The organism is Chitinophaga tropicalis, from assembly GCF_009758205.1.
In the GTDB taxonomy this organism is placed as follows: Bacteria; Bacteroidota; Bacteroidia; order Chitinophagales; family Chitinophagaceae; genus Chitinophaga; species Chitinophaga tropicalis.
Map to the genome: position 1 here is coordinate 228173 of NZ_WRXN01000007.1, position 17869 is coordinate 246041.

Sequence of the window (17869 nt, forward strand, 5' to 3'; positions counted from 1 at the left end):
TTGATTATGTATCTGTCTTACAGGGTAACACCAACACCCAGCTGGATGCTCTGGTTTTTCCAGTTGCCTTTATCGGTCACATCACTCACGTTCTTCACGTCGGTAAAGCCGATGATATAACGGGCGCTGATATTGATGATAGGCAGCTGCAGCCATAGGCCGGCCACACCGGATACATCGCCGCCGTGGAAAGCATCGTCAGCACCTTTGAAAACGTTCTTGTTGCTTACCAGTGCACTGAACTGAGGACCTACCTGCAGTTTCACGCGTGGGCTGCCTAAAGAAATGTTTGCCAGCAGCGGGATGCTCAGGTAATTCAGTTTTACTTTCTTGTTGTCATTAGAAGGATCATTCAGATTTTCAGGATCGTATACATCGCTGAAATCGCTGGTAGTTTTTACGGTGCTTGAAGAGAAGATCAGCTCACCCTGTACGCCGAAGCCTTTGGTGAGGTTTACCTGTGCAAAGCCACCCAGGTGATAGCCCAGGTTAAAACCGTCTTTATAGCCTTTACCATCCAGTTTACCGAGGTTTGCACCTCCTTTAATACCAAATCTCAGGAAATTGCTTTGGGCATTAACAGTTGTAGATGCAGTGATGCAGCATACTGCAATTGCAAGAAACAGTTTTTTCATGTTGCTGTGTTTTGTCAAAGGATTAAGTAATGTTTGATTTAAAGGTTTTTCGGTCAGGTCTTATATACTGACGGTTTCCGGTCATATATCCCCTATCCCCCATTTTAACAAATTCTATGCTAAAAATCAATAATACATGATTAAGTGCATGTAACAGAAGAGAAAATTTATTAACGTGTCAGGAAAGGAAATTATTTTAAGGTAACGCCTATACGTGCGGTAAAATATCCTACCAGGCTTTTATCTTCTCCCTGGAAAGGCTTGAAAACGGTATAGGAGGGAGATAAGGTGATCTTGCCGAAAACATAGGATAGGCTGAGAGTGAAATCCAGCGCACGGAATTCAAAACCGGTTTTGGTCTGATTACTGGGTGGCAGGACCAGGTCTTCTATATTGCTGAAGTTATCGTGAAATGATTTGATCATAGGTGAGCGGGAAGCATACTGAAAGGCTTTCAGGTTGCTGTAGTAGTTGGCGGTTCCCATGGTAAGTCCGAAGGACGGTGTAAGCAGGACAGCATCATCTGCTTTCAGTACATCCATGAAAATAAAAGGATGGCGAACAGCGGCTACCACGTTGAAATCGGTACCATGAATAGTGCGTGTGAGTGGTCCGGGGCCATCTCTTTCCTCTGCACTGCCCCAGCCCAGGTCAAGGCTGATGCCGGGCTGTAACCACCAGTCGCGGTAGTAGAAGTAGGCAAACAGCTCGTTATTGATGGGTGTTACCGGAACGTCTGCAGAATCGGCAAAGATGTATTTTGTATAGGAGATGCCTGTGAGGAATTTCTTATTCCTGGAATAGTCATAACCGGCGGTAAGGTCCCATTCAAACCAGGGGGTACCATTGGCACCAAAAAGATAATATCCGCTGACGTTGGCAAAAAGGCCGGTTTTATGGTAATAGGAGACTGTCGGAGCGATGAAGGTTTTCATCACAACCGGCACTTCATAGTTCACTTTTTTATCGCCATAGGCTGGATTGTTACCATATCCGAGGCCTATAACAAATTCACTTTTTTCCTGTTTCCTGAGCAGTGAGTCCAGTTGTTTCTCCAGGTCGGCAAGGGACTGGCTCATAACAGCCTGACTACAAAACAGAAATAAAATAAGAGATAAGCAGCGGCGCATGCGCGAAGCATTTAACAAGCCGCAAGATAGGTTAAATAGTTCATGTTTAATAATAACCTGGTTCCTGGTAGTGTATAGGGGCAGAATAGCTACCGCAATACATACATTAAACATGCTTTAAACATGCTTCAAACATGCTTGAAAGGTGCTTAAGAGGTGCTTTAAACATGCTTTAAACATGCTTGAAAGGTGGAGTTGAAGGGAAATAATGTTATACCAGATCTATTACGGTGATCTCCGGCAGTATCCCTACCCTTCCAGGGTAACCTAAAAAGCCGAAGCCGCGGTTCACATACAGGCGTTGATCTCCTTCTTTGTACAACCCGGCCCATTCTTTATATACAAAGCGGGCGGGGCTCCACCTGAATCCGGGTATTTCCACGCCAAACTGCATGCCGTGAGTATGGCCGGCCAGGGTGAGGTCAATATCCGGGTATTCCGGTCTTACCTGGGCGTCCCAATGGGTGGGATCGTGAGAGAGTAAGATCTTAAAGGGCAGGTGTGCAGCGCCGGCATAGGCTTTTTTCATATCGCCGTATTTAGGGAAGCGGCTCATGGCGCTCCAGTTCTCAATGCCCAGGATCCCTATCTGCTGTCCTTCCCTTTCCAGGGTCACATGTTCATTCATAAGCAGGCGCCAACCCAGTTCTCCATGGATCTGTTTCAGCCTGTCCAGGTTATCGTTCCTTTTTTTGCTGTATCCGTGTATATCCCTGTCTTCCCATTCCACATAATCTCCGTAATCATGGTTACCCAGGGTGGAATAAACTCCCATGGGGGCCTGTACTTTGTTAAAGACCTCCATATACCCGTCCATTTCGGCAGACAGGTTATTTACCAGGTCGCCCGTAAAGAAGATAACATCCGGTTTCTGGGCTTTTATCATCTCAATGCCTTTCTGTACAGCCTCTTTGTTATTGAAGCTGCCGGAATGTACATCGGAGATCTGTACAATACGTAATCCTTTAAAGGCCGGGGGCAGGTTTTTAAATGCCAGTTTCAGTTTATGGATCCGGTAGTTATACTTGTTGGAAAAGCCGTATACCAGTGTGGCAAACAGGCCGCCACCCGCAATAAGCCCTAGCTGGGAAAGAAAGCGGGAGCGGGAAATGCCTTCTGCCGGCAGGGTGGCAGCAGAGCCTTTGGAAAACTTCAGGATGATCCATTGTATTGCCCGCCGGAGATCGTCCAGTAGCAGGAAGACAGCTACCAGCAGCTTGGCTACGACGATGCCGATAAGCATAGCCCGCAGGTAGGGTTTTACGACGGGAGGCAGGAAATCCCAGTTGGTAAAAGGAAGAAGGGTAATGGAGAGCAATACCAGGGCAGACATACCCCAGTACACCCCGTATATTATACTGCGCAGCCTGGTGGAAGAGCCTCCTACTATTGCTTTAACGGCCATGAAGACATAGACGTCCAGTAAAACCAAAACTACTAACAGAATAATCGTATTAAATCCAGAGCGCATCTTTTATGTTTATCCGTTGCAAAAATAACCTACCCTTTCCAGAGCCCCCGTTTTTTTAGGACCGGAGGTAGCATTATGTTATGACGATTAGCAGGGGTATATATTGTAAGGACAGCGAGATTTTTCATTTACTTTAACAAATTTTATTAAGTATTTAATAATGAATAAATTAACAATTGAATTATTCAGCTGTTGTGAATAAATAAATATATAGGCCCCGTTTATTATTCCCTAATCGTTGTACTTTTGTACACTTGGATCAGTATAGATTATTTTATAAAGGCATCAGGCATTATGAAACTTACCTATTACGGACATTCAAGCTTTGCAGTGGAGATCAGGGGAAGGAAGATTGTTTTTGACCCTTTCATTACACACAACGAGCTGGCTAAGGCGATAGATATCAATAAGATAGAGGCTGATTATATATTCGTTTCCCATGGGCACGATGATCATGTGGCAGACCTGGTGACCCTGGCGCGGAGAACCAATGCTACCATTGTGGGGGCATTTGAGGTAACGGCCTGGGCGGGGAGGCAGGGGCTTGAAAAGGTCCATCCCATGAATACAGGAGGAAAGTGGCAGTTTGATTTCGGTACGGTTAAATGTGTTACCGCACATCATTCCAGTGGTTTTTCCGACGGTTCTTACGGCGGCAACCCTATGGGTTTCCTGTTCACGACAGAGGAAGGCAATTTTTACTTTGCCGGAGACACTGCCCTGACACTGGATATGCAGCTGATACCCCGCTGGGCAAAACTGGATTTTGCAATTTTGCCTATTGGGGATAATTTCACAATGGGAGCGGACGATGCGATCGTTGCAGCAGAATTCATTGCATGCCGTAAAATTGTAGGTGTTCACTATGATACCTTTGGGTATATCAAGATTGATAAGGAGAAAACAAAACAGCAATTTGCGGACGCAGGTCTGGAATTATTGCTGCCGGCAATAGGAAGCAGTGTAGATCTATAGTAAAGTGTTTATTACAATATGGTGGAACGGAAATCCGTTCTTTTTCCATGGCCGATTTATTATCCTATAGTAAAACCTAAGAAATACCTAATCAAAAATGGCAAGAGTAATTGCAATCGCTAATCAGAAAGGTGGGGTAGGAAAAACTACCAGTGCTATTAACCTGGCAAGCAGCCTGGCTGTCCTGGAGTATAAAACGTTGCTGGTTGATGCGGACCCGCAGGCCAACAGTACCACCGGTTTGGGTTTTGATCTGCGTAATATACAGCAGAGCTTGTACGACTGTATGGTCAATGATGGCCAGGCCAGGGACGTGATCCTGGAGTCGGACACCCCTAACCTGAAAGTACTGCCTTCCCATATTGATCTGGTAGGTGCAGAACTGGAGCTCATTAACCATCCTAACAGGGAACAGGTAATGAAGCAGGTAATAGATGCCGTTAAAGATGATTATGATTTCGTAATAGTAGATTGCTCTCCTTCCCTGGGCCTGATCACCGTAAATGCCCTTGTGGCGTCAGATTCAGTGATCATCCCTGTGCAGTGTGAGTTCTTTGCGCTGGAAGGTTTGGGTAAACTGTTGAATACCATAAAGATCGTACAGAGCCGGCTGAACACCAACCTGGCCATTGAGGGTATTCTCATGACAATGTACGATGGCCGTCTGCGCCTCAGTAACCAGGTAGTGGACGAGGTGAAACAACACTTTGAAGAAAGCGTGTTCAATACCATCATTCACCGTAATACCAAACTGGGCGAAGCCCCCAGCTTCGGTAAATCAGTTATCATGTACGATGCTGCCAGCACCGGCGCCATTAACTACCTGAACCTGGCCAAAGAAATACTGCAGAAAAACAATTTTACACGTATTAACCTGGAAGATAAAATACTAGCAATTGACAATGAGCAATCAGAGTAAGGGCAATCCTAACAAGAAAGAGGCGCTGGGTAAAGGTATCCGCTCGCTGCTGCAAAATATTGATACTGACCTGAAACAGACTACCAGTGCTCTTGGAGAACAGGTGGTAGCACAGGCTACTGGTATTGAGCGTATTCCGCTTGACCAGATAGAAGTGAATCCGAAGCAGCCGCGAAGGGACTTTGATGAGAAAGCTTTACAGGAATTGAGTATGTCCATCTCCCTGCACGACGTAATACAACCTATTACGGTGTCGAAGGTGGGTCCCAAAAAGTACCAGCTGATAGCCGGTGAAAGGCGTTTACGCGCCAGCCGGATGGCCGGTCTGAAAGATATACCAGCGTATATCCGCCAGGCAAACGACCAGGAACTGCTGGAACTGGCACTGCTGGAAAACCTGCAGCGCGAAAATCTGAATGCAATAGAAATAGGTCTCAGCTACAAACGCCTCATGGATGAGTGCGTACTGACCCAGGAACAGGTAGCAGACCGCATGGGCAAAGAAAGAAGCACCGTTACCAACTATATCCGCCTCCTCAAACTGCCTCCTGATATCCAGGTAGCCGTAAGGAACGGACAAATAAGCATGGGGCATGCCAGGGCACTGATTGCTGTTGAAAATGTGGAGAAGCAACTCTTTATCTTTAATGAGATCATGCAGAACGGCCTCTCTGTAAGACAAACGGAAGAGCTGGTACGCAAGACCACACATATTGAAAAGGGGAATGTTAAAAAGCCGGTGAAGAGCAATCTGCCGCCCGCATACCAGAAAATAGAAGACAACCTGGCCAGCCACTTTTCTACCAAAGTAAAACTGGACAGAAACAAAAACGGAAAAGGTAGCGTTACAATCGAGTTCTATTCTGATGAAGAACTGGATAGCATACTGGAAAAAATAGACTTATACGGTGGCTAAAAAGTCCGGGAATATACTTTCTCTCTTATTGCGCATTTGTTTCCTGGTGATGCCGGCATTATGCCTGCTTCCTGCTGTCCTGTATGCACAGGAAGGTACGGATAGCGCACAGACAAAAGCATTACGCAGGCAACAACCGGATAACCGGAAAGACAGCGCACAACTTTTCATTAAAAAGGATTCTACACAACCCCTTATTGTTAAACCCATACACAGCCCCAGAAAGGCTGCCTTCTATTCTGCCGTACTACCCGGTCTGGGTCAGGCCTATAACCGCGAATACTGGAAGATACCCCTGGTATATGCCGCCCTGGGCATCACCACAGGTACTTTCATTATCAATATGGATAACTACCGTACTTTCCGGAATGCTTACCGCATACGTATGGATGGTAACGCGGATACTGTAGACGACTATGTAGGGCTTTACAGTGACAACTCCCTTAAAGTACTGAGGGACGCATACCGTGAATATGTGGATTACTCCGTCCTGGTCTTTGTACTGGCCTACGGCCTCAATATAATAGACGCTACCGTATTTGCCCACCTCAAGAACTTTGACATGTCTGACGATCTCAGCATGAAAATAGTTCCCACAGTCATAGATAACAGGGCACTGGGCCTCAGCATCCGTGTAAACCTGGGCGGGAAGAAAAAGTCCGGTTTTGCACCAGTGGCTATGACAGGCAACAATAAATGGTAAGGTTCTCCTCTGATTTCAGTATCTCAATATATTATTTATGAAAATAGCGCTTATCGGTTACGGGAAAATGGGTAAAGCCATAGAAGCGATCGCTACTGCCAAAGGGCATGAGATCATTCACCGTGTTGACATCAGCAGCCAGCACCTGCTGGAAAAAGAACACCTGCAACAGGCAGATGTAGCTATAGAATTTACCGGACCCGAAACCGCCTATAATAACATACTCAAGTGCTTTGAAGCCAATGTGCCCGTAGTTTGCGGCAGCACTGGCTGGCTGGAGAAACTATCTGATGTACAGGCCCTCTGCCAGGAGAAAAAACAGGCCTTCCTCTATGCCAGTAACTTCAGCGTAGGCGTGAATATCTTCTTTGAAGTGAACAAACGCCTGGCAGAACTGATGGGCAACCAGCCACAATATGATGTGTGGATGGAGGAGATCCATCATACACAGAAAAAAGACGCTCCCAGCGGTACTGCTATCACCCTGGCAGAACAGGTGCTGGAAAAGGTACAGCGTAAAAAAGACTGGGTAAATACAGGCGATGCTCCGGAAGAACAGCTGTCTATCATATCCAGGCGTATAGATCCGGCTCCGGGCACACATACTATCACGTATACTTCAGCTATCGACGATATTTCCATCACCCATACCGCACACAGCCGTGAAGGGTTTGCCTCCGGCGCTGTCATTGCGGCTGAATGGATAAAAGGGAAACAAGGCGTTTTCAGCATGAAAGATGTACTGAGCCTGTAACGATGGTATAACGAGCCGATGAGGATATAGGGTATGACGCAAAAAGCCGTTATATTTGTATAATCTTCACCGTTTTTATTGAACATCTGGGAGGGATGCAAACCATTCAATATGTTGTCTAAAAAAACTCAATACGCTTTTCACGCGCTCATACACCTTGCAGAAAATGCAGACAAAGGCCCTGTACTGATCTCAGAGATTGCCCAGGAAAAGAACATTTCTATCAAATTCCTGGAAAATATCCTGCTGGAACTGAAAAATGCCGGCATTCTGGGTAGTAAAAAAGGAAAAGGCGGCGGCTATTACCTGCTAAAAACGCCAAAGGAAATACCCCTGGCACGGATCATCCGCCTGTTGGACGGTGCTATTGCGTTATTGCCCTGCGTAAGCCTGAACTATTACGAAAAATGTGATAATTGCCGTGATGAGGCTGTATGCGGACTGCATGACGTAATGAGCAAGGTCCGGGACGCTACACTTAAATTACTGGAAAACAAGACATTAAAGGACATTCTGACCAAGAATGTTGCTATATAAGTATTTGTTTCTTTGAGCGCCACGGCGCAGGATTGTGATTTGCTTTCATATTCATTCACAATTTCAAGAAGACTGTTTGCAAAATCGCTTTCACCTGCGGCGGAAGCGATTTTTGCTTTTAATAAACCCCAAATGTAATTGTAAATTTCCCTGAGAAAGTACTAATTTACATATATAAAATCAATTCTATACATTCCCCTTAAAAAAAGTCTATCTTTTTTATAGAGTTTATGTAATTTTGTTTAAATACAGCAGAAGCTGTCTGTTTTAAATTAAAGGAAGTATTGCGTTCACTATGGTTTGCGAACCTGCAGACCTGTAGTATCGCCTAGCGACAATCATTACATGGACAAGTTAAGTACAGCACTGGAAGGGCTCGACGCAACTGCTGCAATGCAATATCTTGCTGAACAGTTTCCCGGAGCCGTGGCCTTCTCCACTTCCTTCGGGCAGGAAGATCAGGTAATAGCCGATATGATCTGGCGGGCCAGCTTACCGATAAGAGTATTTACCCTGGATACGGGCAGACTGTTCCAGGAAACATACGATTTAATGGACCTCACCCGGGCCCGGTACAAAAAACCTTTTGAAGTTTATTTCCCTGAAACATCGGCAGTAGAAAAACTGCTGTATGAAAAAGGGCCTAACAGCTTCTACGATTCTGTAGAGAATCGTAAGGAATGTTGTCATGTACGCAAAGTGGTGCCTTTGAACCGTGCCCTGCAGGGCGTAAAGGTCTGGATAACCGGGCTGCGGGCAGAACAATCTGAAAACAGGCAGTCGCTCCATGCCCTTGAATGGGATGAGAGCAGGCAGCTCTATAAATACAATCCACTGATCAACTGGACATATGAACAGATGATCAGTTATCTGAAAGAGCAACGGGTGCCTTATAACAAACTGCACGACCAGGGCTTTATCAGCATAGGATGCGCCCCCTGTACCAGAGCGGTAGAACCGGGAGAACATCCCCGCGCCGGCCGCTGGTGGTGGGAGCTGTCTAAAAAAGAATGTGGTCTGCACGGGTAAACAAAACAATGCTCCGGCAGTCTAAACAATACCAACCTGGAATATTATTTTTAGCGTGGCCTACAGTGAAATGGCTACTTCAATAAATCAAGATATATGACCAATAAAATACAGTGGGAGTTTCCGCAGGCACTGGAAGACGAGGCCATCTATATTTTACGTGAAACCGCGGCTCAGTTTGAGCGGCCGGCTATCCTGTTTTCAGGAGGAAAAGACTCTATCACCATCGTACGCCTGGCACAGAAGGCATTTTACCCTGCAAAGGTACCCTTCCCCCTGCTGCATGTTGATACAGGCCATAACTTCCCGGAAACAATACAGTTCCGCGACTGGCTGGTAGAATCACTTGGTCTGGACCTGAGAGTAAGGTACGTACAGGACAGCATCAACCAGGGCAAAGTTCAGGAAGAAACTGGTAAATACGCCAGCAGAAATGCCCTGCAAACTGTTACCCTCCTGGATGCTATCGAAGAACTGAAATTTGATGCCTGCATAGGCGGCGCCCGCCGTGATGAAGAAAAAGCCCGTGCTAAAGAAAGGGTTTTCTCTGTGAGAGATGAGTTTGGTCAGTGGAACGCCAAAATGCAACGTCCTGAAATGTTCGACATGCTGAACGGTAAGATCCATCTTGGAGAGAATGTAAGGGTATTCCCTATCTCCAACTGGACAGAACTGGACGTATGGAACTATATACGTCGCGAAAAACTGGAAATACCTTCCATCTATTTTTCACATGAAAGGGAGATCATTGAAAGGGATGGCATGTACTGGCCTGCCTCTCCTTTCCTGAACACCACGGAAGATGAAACGCCTTTCCGCCAGAAAGTACGCTTTCGCACCGTAGGTGATATGACCTGTACTGCTGCTGTTATTTCAGAAGCTGACAAGCTGGAAGACATTATCTCTGAAATATTGGAGGCCAAGATATCTGAAAGAGGCGCCCGTATTGATGATAAACGCTCAGAAGCAGCAATGGAAAAAAGAAAACAGGCAGGTTATTTCTAATTTATTTTACTCAAAAAACATAACATGGAGGTTTTACGTATAACCACTTCCGGCAGTGTAGATGATGGAAAAAGTACGCTCATAGGCAGATTGCTGTATGATACCCATTCTATTCCCCAGGATAAAATGGAAGCGCTGCACGCCGCCAGCAAACGTAAGGGACTTGATTTTACAGACCTGTCCCTGCTGACAGACGGCCTGGTGGCTGAGCGTGAGCAGGGCATTACCATAGATGTAGCACATATCTATTTCTCTACCCCTACCCGCAAATATATCATTGCAGATACCCCCGGGCATATTGAATATACCCGTAACATGGTGACCGGTGCTTCTACCGCCCAGGTATCTCTGATACTGATAGATGCGCGTAAAGGTATCGTAGAACAGACTTACCGTCACTTCTTTATAGCCAGCCTGCTGCGCATTCCTCACCTGGTGATATGCGTAAACAAAATGGACCTGGTGGAATACAGCGAGGCCCGCTTTAACCAGATAGTAGAAGACTTCCAGCTGTTGCTTACCAGCGCCGGCTATAAGGCACCTTCTATCAAATTCATTCCTATCTCCTCTCTTTATGGGGAAAACGTGGCAGCACGTTCTTCCAAAATTGCCTGGTACCAGGGAGATTCCCTGCTGGAATACCTGGAACAGATCACTTTCGACCATGCAGATAACGAGCATCCAGCCCGTTTCCCGGTGCAGTCAGTGATCCGTCCGCGTACTGAAGCATTCCATGACTTCCGTGGTTTTGCAGGTAAAGTGGCCAGTGGTCATTTCAACGTGGGAGACGAGATCATTTCCCTGCCTTCCCAACAGAAAAGCAGGATCAAAACTATAGAGAAATTCGATACCCAGCTCAGTACTGCAGCAGCACGTGAAAGCGTTGTGATCACCCTGGAAGATGAAATAGATACCAGCCGTGGCAGCATGCTTTCAAAAGCTGAAAACCCTCCTGCCCTGCTGAAAGAAATATCTGCGCAGGTATGCTGGATGGACCAGCAGAAACTGGTGCCGGGCAAGACTTACCTGCTGCAGCATGGTATTAACCGTGTGAAAGCAAAAGTACAGCTCATACAGCATGTGATAGATGTAACGTCCAACAAGGTCCTGGAAGACAAAAAAGAACTAGGACTGAACGATATAGGTAAGATCACGCTGAAAATGGCACAGCCCATCTTCGCTGATCCTTATGCTGCAAATCCTGCCAATGGTGCATTCATCCTGGTGGATGAATTCAGCAATGCTACCGTGGCAGTGGGTTTTGTGGAATAGAGTTATGATATATAAAAAAACGCTTTCACCAAAAGTGAAAGCGTTTTTTTATATACTTTATTGACTTATTTAGCCAGGTTCTTCAACATATCTGTTGTCATCTTCTCCAGGCAATACTCCGGTTTCCAGCCCCAGTCAGCGCGCGCCAGCTCATCATCAATACTCTGTGGCCATCCATCCGCTATCTGCTGACGGTAATCCGGTTCATAACTGATAGTGAACTCAGGGATATGCTTTTTGATCTCTGCTGCTATTTCCTTAGGAGAAAAGCTCATAGCGCCCAGGTTATAGGAAGAGCGCACGGAGATCTTGCTCTTATCAGCCTCCATCAGTTCTATGGTAGCACGGATAGCATCCGGCATGTACATCATAGGGAGATAAGTACCTTCAGAAAGGAAGCAGGTGTATTTCTTCTCTTCCAACGCTTCATGGAAGATCTCGATAGCATAATCTGTAGTGCCACCACCCGGGGCTGACTTATAGCTGATCAGGCCCGGATAGCGCAGGCTGCGCACATCCACACCATAACGGTGATTATAATATTCACACCAGCGCTCTCCTGCAAATTTGCTGATACCATAAATGGTAGTTGGTTCGATAATAGTATGCTGAGGTGTTGTTTCTTTTGGTGAATCAGGACCAAAAACAGCGATGGAGCTGGGCCAGTAGACCTTGTCAATACCTTCTTCCTTGGCAATATCCAGTACGTTCAGCAGGCTCTGCATGTTGATATGCCATGCCAGCAGGGGGTTCTTTTCACCGGTGGCAGAAAGGATTGCTGCCAGCAGGTAGATCTGGGTGATATTGTGACGGATAACCAGTACGTGCAGCATCTCTTTATTCATTACATCCAGCGATACGTAAGGTCCGGACCCTTTCAGCAGGTCATGTTCCTCGCGCAGATCGGAGGCGATCACATTTGTATCTCCGTACATTTTCCTCAATGCCAGGGTCAGTTCTACTCCAATCTGCCCGCAGGCACCAATTACCAGTATTTTATCTTTCTTCATGCTTATTCTCGAATTAATGGCTTTTAATTCAGAACGTAATATTAACGGCTTCCTGAATAATTATAAACAGATGGCCTCAGTGCATGACAATGTGGTAACAATTCGTACAATGGCCATAAAACAGAAGCAGCCGCAGCAATCACTTTGTATTTTGCATTTACAATATTATGACAATTCCAGGTCAGTTGAAATAGTGTAACTTTGCCATCTCAAATAAAATTTCATGTCAGCAACAACACATCTGAAGTCACTGTTCAAAGAACAATATAACGAAGAGAACTTCTTCCTGATAGCCGGGCCCTGCGTAGTAGAAGACGAAGCACTGCTGATGCATGTAGCTGAAAAAGTGTCCGGGATCTGTAAACGTTTAAACATCCCGTATATATTCAAGGCTTCCTACCGTAAAGCCAACCGTACAAGTATAAACTCTTTCAGCGGCGTGGGAGATGTGGAAGGGCTTGACCTTTTGCAGAAAACAGGTCAGACCTTTAACCTGCCTGTTACTACAGATATTCACTCTGCTGCCGAAGCCGCCATGGCTGCAGCTTATGTGGATATATTGCAGATACCGGCCTTCCTTTGCAGGCAGACAGATATCCTGGTAGCTGCTGCTGAAACAGGCAAATTTGTGAATGTGAAGAAAGGGCAATTTGTAAGCGGGGAAGCTATGAAATTTGCGGCAGAGAAGGTTAAACAGGCCGGCAATGATAAAGTATGGCTTACTGAACGTGGTACTACATTCGGCTACCAGGACCTGGTAGTGGATTACCGTAATATTCCGATTATGCGTGAACATGGTGTTCCGGTAATCATGGACTGCACCCATTCCCTGCAACAGCCTAACCAGACCAGCGGCGTAACAGGCGGCAATCCAAAACTGATAGGTACTATTGCCAAAGCAGCTATTGCCACGGGTGCTGACGGGTTGTTCATAGAAACACATCCCAACCCTGCCAAAGCTAAATCTGATGGGGCTAATATGCTTCATCTGGATCTGCTGGAAGAGTTACTTGAGCAACTGGTGAAGATCAGGGCTGCTGTCAGATAAAACCAGGTCAAAAAACACAAAAACCGCTTTCGCCTTCGGCGAAAGCGGTTTTTGTGTTTTTTGAGGACGGGGATCCGGCCCTGCGGCCGGCTAAGAATTTAAACCGGTACATTATCCGCGACTATTACCTCTTTGTAGTCTATAGACTTTTTATTAACTTCAGATAACTGTCTATAAACTTCGATAATACCCAAAAAATACTCAACATGATCCACTTACAAGATGTAAAAACAGGAGATACCGTTCTGGTAGAGTATGAAGGAAACAAAGTTGAAGGCCACGTTCTGGAGGTTAACCGTGAAGACAAACAGGTATGTGTAAAAACCGGGGAGCAGGTATTCTGGTATGAATTAAAAGCCCTCCACCCCCTTCCGCTGAACGAAGAACAACTGCTGAAGCTTAAATTCACACCAGATGTATCATCATCCAATGGCACAGGAGCACGTATATACGTTCGCGGGCCATTCACTGTAAGGCTGTACCACTATGACGGGCATGAAGTAACCCGGCTTGATTACAGGGATGAGCACCGGGAAATCAAACATTCCATTACGGTGAACCAGTTACAGAACCATTATCATGAGATGACCAACTTCCATCTCGACTAGGAATATTGTCACTTTACTAACCTTTTTTATAAAAAACAGGCAGCACCGCTCTCCCTGTCAAAAAAAACGCTTCTGTCTTTGTAACAGAAGCGTTTTTTATGTTTAAGAAACAGGTTATTACTGGAGTAACAGCGTATCTACAGCAGTTACTTTACCAGTTTCTACTACAACTCCATCTTTCACAGCACTGCTCAGCAGTGTATCAGTAGGAATGAAATGCAGGGAATATGTACCGGCTGTGATGCCTTTCAGTAAATAACCGCCGCCAATACCACTGTAAGTGCTTGCTACGGTGTCAGTTCCGTTTAGTACAAGTACTGCTGTAGGCAGTGTGGCAGGCAGCACGGCTCCTTTGATACTTCCGCCCTGAGCTTCCAGTACGGTCCTGATAACAGGTTTCAGGATATACTTTCCTGCATCGCCGGCAGGATGAACGGATTTAGCCACATCGAAATCCAGCAGCAGTTTGTAGAGGATGCCTTCAGTTACGGACATGTTGATCTTCAGCTTTACGCCGGATGATTGTCCGCTGGGAGTCTGCAGGTGTATTGAATCACCTTCATTTGTTACTACCCAGTTGTTGTCACCCAGTACAAGGCGGATCTCCTTAATAGTCCCGGAAGCGATCTCGGCGTCTGCCAGAACGGTATCCTGGTCATTTACCAGGGTCAGCAGGTTATATAAACCTTTTTTTACCCCCGGTAATGCTTGCCAGCCATTATCGTCGCTCTCATTGTAATTAACATTAACTTCCTGAACATCAATGTATACAGCTTTGTAATCTCCCGGATCGTCAGTTAACGCTACCTGGAGCCTTGATTTACCACTGTTGTTGTCTTTAGAACATGAAGTTGAGAAGAGAGTAGTGCTCAGCAACATCAGACCGTAAGCGATGTGCTTCAGTGCAGGCTTTTTCATCTTGTATATGTATTTGGTTAAAATTTTCCCGTTTTTCATCGAACAATTGCCCAACGAAAATATAAATATTTCCTAATACATATAACAATTAGTAAAAATAATTTATTGACTCAGAGATACCGGAGGGGGTTCCTGCGGGCGTTCAGGATATAATTCTTCATATTCACCCAGAAGGCCATGATCATGTATACAATGAGTGGGGACCCCATAGTAATGAAAGAGGTATAGATAAAAAACAGGCGGATCCGGGAAGTGGCTATGCCCAGCTTGTTGCCGATAGCCGTACAAACCCCAAAGGCCTGCCATTCCACAAAATCTTTGAATCTATTCATATATCAAATTTATTACAAACTCAGCGGAAAAACAAGTGGCGGACCGGTGTTATATAACTGCTGATGTACTATGGCAGTGGCTTACGGGAATCAGGGATAAATTATGATTTTTAGAGGCTCAACGGTATCACTATACTCTTACGGTGGCGTACCTCAGTAAAAGCGATTTTTTGAGGACGCTTTTTGGGTCTGCGGCCGGCTAAGAATTTAGACTGGTGCACTACCTACTCTTACATATCTTTTAAAAACTTGTTGAATTTAATTAATTTCGCGGGTGCATTTTCTAACCGGTCTTAAATAATTTCTTTCCATGGTGTTTGATATTGAAATGATTAAAAAAGTGTATGCGGCAATGCCGGGTAAGGTGGAAGCTACCCGTAAACTGCTGGGACGTCCGCTTACACTATCTGAAAAGATCTTATACGCTCACTTATATGCACCTACTACAGCTGCGTACGAGCGCGGAAAGTCTTATGTGGAGTTTGCTCCCGATCGTGTAGCTATGCAGGATGCCACTGCACAGATGGCCCTTCTGCAATTCATGACCTGTGGCCGTGACAAAGTAGCTGTTCCCTCTACCGTACACTGCGATCACCTCATTCAAGCCAAGACAGGCGCAGATGCAGATCTGGCCACTGCCGTGGATACCAATAAGGAAGTATATGAATTCCTCTCTTCCATTTCCAATAAATATGGCATCGGTTTCTGGAAACCAGGCGCCGGTATTATTCACCAGGTTGTACTGGAAAACTATGCTTTTCCGGGTGGCCTGATGATCGGAACAGACTCCCACACTCCTAACGCCGGCGGTTTAGGCATGCTGGCTATCGGTGTTGGTGGCGCCGACGCAGTAGATGTAATGGCAGGTCTGCCCTGGGAGCTGAAAATGCCAAAACTGATAGGTGTAAAACTGACAGGTAAACTGAGCGGATGGGTTTCTCCTAAAGACGTGATCCTGAAAGTAGCAGGTATCCTGACCGTTAAAGGCGGGACCGGCTGCATCGTTGAATATTTCGGTGAAGGTGCTGATAACCTGAGCGCAACAGGTAAAGGTACTATCTGTAACATGGGTGCGGAAATAGGTGCTACCTGTTCCGTATTTGCTTACGACACCAAGATCTCTGACTACCTGAAAGCTACAGAGCGTGCTGAAATAGCTGCACTGGCTGATGGTATCAAAGATACCCTGCGTCCTGACGCTGAAGTTTATGCTGATCCTTCCAAATACTACGACCAGGTGATAGAGATCAACCTGAACGAGCTGGAGCCTCACGTAAACGGTCCGTTCACTCCTGACCTGGCATGGCCTATCTCCAAATTTGCACAGGCGGTAAAAGAAAACAACTGGCCTGAGAAACTGGAAGTAGCCCTGATTGGTTCCTGCACAAACTCTTCTTATGAAGATATTTCCCGTGCGGCTTCCCTGGCTAAACAGGCGGTTGACAAAAACCTGGACGTAAAAGCTGAATATACCATCACTCCCGGTTCTGAACTGGTACGTTTTACCATTGAAAGAGACGGACTGCTGAATACTTTTGACCAGATAGGCGGTGTTGTACTGGCTAACGCCTGCGGCCCCTGTATTGGTCAATGGGCCCGTCATATAGACGATCCTAACCGTAAGAACTCCATCATCACTTCCTTCAACCGTAACTTCGCTAAGAGGAATGATGGTCTGGCGGCTACACATGCTTTCGTTGCTTCTCCTGAAATAGTGACTGCCCTGGCAATTGCAGGTGACCTGACCTTCAACCCGCTGACAGACACCCTGAGAAACAAGGATGGCAAAGAAGTGAAACTGGACGAGCCTACCGGTTTTGAACTGCCAGCCAAAGGTTTTGCCGTAGATGATCCGGGTTATCAGGCGCCTGCTGCCGATGGTAGCGGTGTTCAGGTGATCGTATCTCCTACCAGCGACCGTCTGCAACTGCTTGCTCCGTTCGCTGCATGGGAAGGCACTGATCTGAAAGGCCTGAAACTGCTCATCAAAGCAAAAGGTAAATGTACTACTGACCACATCTCTATGGCTGGTCCGTGGTTAAAATACCGTGGTCATCTGGACAACATCTCCAACAACATGCTGATCGGTGCTGTTAACGCATTCAATGAAAAAACCGATAACGTCAAGAACCAGCTAACCGGCGAATATGCAGGCGTACCTGTTGTACAGCGTGCTTACAAAGCTGCTGACATTGGTTCTATCGTAGTAGGCGATGAAAACTATGGTGAAGGCTCCAGTCGCGAACACGCTGCAATGGAACCACGTCACCTGGGCGTACGCGCTATCCTGGTTAAATCATTTGCCCGTATCCACGAAACCAACCTGAAAAAGCAGGGTATGCTCGGTCTTACCTTTGCTAATAAGGAAGATTACGATAAGATCCAGGAAGATGATACCTTCGATATTCTAGGACTGACCACTTTCGCTCCGGGCAAACCGCTGACCGTTGTTGCCAACCACAAAGACGGCAGCAAAGACGAGATCGTTGTAAACCATACTTACAATGAACAGCAGATCGAATGGTTTAAAGCCGGTGGTGCACTGAACGTGATCCGTGCACAGTTTGCGAAAAAAGCATAATTACAGCTGCGGCTATAGATAACAGA

General features: G+C 46.0%; 18 protein-coding genes. 12 read left to right on the forward strand and 6 right to left on the reverse strand.

The features are described from left to right. Positions 1 to 17 precede the first annotated feature (17 nt). The 3 genes from GO493_RS17520 to GO493_RS17530 form a co-directional block, all read right to left on the reverse strand. Positions 18 to 635, reverse strand: coding sequence for a porin family protein (locus GO493_RS17520; RefSeq protein ID WP_157307515.1), 618 nt, complete (start codon positions 633 to 635; stop codon positions 18 to 20). Positions 636 to 826: 191 nt separating this feature from the next. Beyond that, positions 827 to 1714: a hypothetical protein gene (locus GO493_RS17525; RefSeq protein WP_157307516.1), complete on the reverse strand. Its 888-nt coding sequence runs from the start codon at positions 1712 to 1714 to the stop codon at positions 827 to 829. A 262-nt stretch (positions 1715 to 1976) separates the two neighbouring features. Then, positions 1977 to 3236, reverse strand: coding sequence for a metallophosphoesterase (locus GO493_RS17530; protein WP_157307517.1), 1260 nt, complete (start codon positions 3234 to 3236; stop codon positions 1977 to 1979). Between the two features lie 294 nt (positions 3237 to 3530). Here GO493_RS17530 and GO493_RS17535 point away from each other — a divergent pair, with 294 nt between their 5' ends. The 9 genes from GO493_RS17535 (at position 3531) to GO493_RS17575 (ending at position 11346) form a co-directional block, all read left to right on the forward strand. Next, positions 3531 to 4211, forward strand: a complete 681-nt coding sequence (locus GO493_RS17535) for a metal-dependent hydrolase (RefSeq protein WP_157307518.1) — start codon at positions 3531 to 3533, stop codon at positions 4209 to 4211. Positions 4212 to 4308: 97 nt separating this feature from the next. Further along, positions 4309 to 5130, forward strand: coding sequence for a ParA family protein (locus tag GO493_RS17540; RefSeq protein WP_157307519.1), 822 nt, complete (start codon positions 4309 to 4311; stop codon positions 5128 to 5130). Further along, a complete protein-coding gene (locus GO493_RS17545) occupies positions 5114 to 6046 on the forward strand; it encodes a ParB/RepB/Spo0J family partition protein (RefSeq protein ID WP_157307520.1) in 933 nt (310 codons plus the stop codon). Before GO493_RS17540 ends, GO493_RS17545 begins: the two co-directional genes overlap by 17 nt. Next, positions 6039 to 6749 carry a DUF5683 domain-containing protein gene (locus GO493_RS17550; RefSeq protein ID WP_157307521.1) on the forward strand — a complete coding sequence of 237 codons (711 nt, stop codon included), beginning with the start codon at positions 6039 to 6041 and terminating at the stop codon, positions 6747 to 6749. The genes GO493_RS17545 and GO493_RS17550 overlap by 8 nt, the downstream gene beginning before the upstream one ends. A gap of 37 nt (positions 6750 to 6786) precedes the next feature. Then, the gene (gene dapB, locus GO493_RS17555; protein ID WP_157307522.1) at positions 6787 to 7503 is read left to right on the forward strand and encodes a 4-hydroxy-tetrahydrodipicolinate reductase; all 717 of its coding nucleotides are present in this window, start codon (positions 6787 to 6789) and stop codon (positions 7501 to 7503) included. Between the two features lie 111 nt (positions 7504 to 7614). Beyond that, positions 7615 to 8040 (forward strand): RrF2 family transcriptional regulator, encoded by a 426-nt coding sequence (locus GO493_RS17560; protein ID WP_157307523.1) that lies wholly within the window; start codon positions 7615 to 7617, stop codon positions 8038 to 8040. Between the two features lie 345 nt (positions 8041 to 8385). Then, positions 8386 to 9069, forward strand: coding sequence for a phosphoadenylyl-sulfate reductase (locus tag GO493_RS17565; RefSeq protein ID WP_157307524.1), 684 nt, complete (start codon positions 8386 to 8388; stop codon positions 9067 to 9069). Between the two features lie 96 nt (positions 9070 to 9165). Further along, positions 9166 to 10074, forward strand: coding sequence for a sulfate adenylyltransferase subunit CysD (cysD, locus tag GO493_RS17570; protein WP_157307525.1), 909 nt, complete (start codon positions 9166 to 9168; stop codon positions 10072 to 10074). A gap of 24 nt (positions 10075 to 10098) precedes the next feature. After that, positions 10099 to 11346, forward strand: a complete 1248-nt coding sequence (locus GO493_RS17575; RefSeq protein ID WP_157307526.1) for a sulfate adenylyltransferase subunit 1 — start codon at positions 10099 to 10101, stop codon at positions 11344 to 11346. Between the two features lie 65 nt (positions 11347 to 11411). Here the strand turns inward: GO493_RS17575 and GO493_RS17580 are convergent, their stop codons facing one another. Beyond that, positions 11412 to 12356, reverse strand: a complete 945-nt coding sequence (locus GO493_RS17580; RefSeq protein WP_157307527.1) for an NAD-dependent epimerase/dehydratase family protein — start codon at positions 12354 to 12356, stop codon at positions 11412 to 11414. 223 nt (positions 12357 to 12579) lie between these two features. On the opposite strand from GO493_RS17580, the gene kdsA reads away from it, so the two are divergent. Both kdsA and GO493_RS17590 read left to right on the forward strand, forming a co-directional pair. Further along, complete coding sequence (gene kdsA, locus GO493_RS17585; RefSeq protein WP_157307528.1) at positions 12580 to 13404, forward strand: 3-deoxy-8-phosphooctulonate synthase; 825 nt, start codon at positions 12580 to 12582, stop codon at positions 13402 to 13404. A gap of 206 nt (positions 13405 to 13610) precedes the next feature. Further along, positions 13611 to 14012 carry a hypothetical protein gene (locus GO493_RS17590; RefSeq protein WP_157307529.1) on the forward strand — a complete coding sequence of 134 codons (402 nt, stop codon included), beginning with the start codon at positions 13611 to 13613 and terminating at the stop codon, positions 14010 to 14012. A gap of 117 nt (positions 14013 to 14129) precedes the next feature. On the opposite strand, the gene GO493_RS17595 is transcribed toward GO493_RS17590, so the two are convergent. Together GO493_RS17595 and GO493_RS17600 are read right to left on the reverse strand one after the other, a co-directional pair. Next, a complete protein-coding gene (locus GO493_RS17595; protein ID WP_157307530.1) occupies positions 14130 to 14930 on the reverse strand; it encodes a DUF4382 domain-containing protein in 801 nt (266 codons plus the stop codon). 110 nt (positions 14931 to 15040) lie between these two features. Then, complete coding sequence (locus GO493_RS17600) at positions 15041 to 15262, reverse strand: PspC domain-containing protein (protein ID WP_089832467.1); 222 nt, start codon at positions 15260 to 15262, stop codon at positions 15041 to 15043. 310 nt (positions 15263 to 15572) lie between these two features. On the opposite strand from GO493_RS17600, the gene GO493_RS17605 reads away from it, so the two are divergent. Continuing rightward, positions 15573 to 17843, forward strand: a complete 2271-nt coding sequence (locus GO493_RS17605) for an aconitate hydratase (protein ID WP_157307531.1) — start codon at positions 15573 to 15575, stop codon at positions 17841 to 17843. The last annotated feature ends 26 nt before the right edge of the window (positions 17844 to 17869 follow it).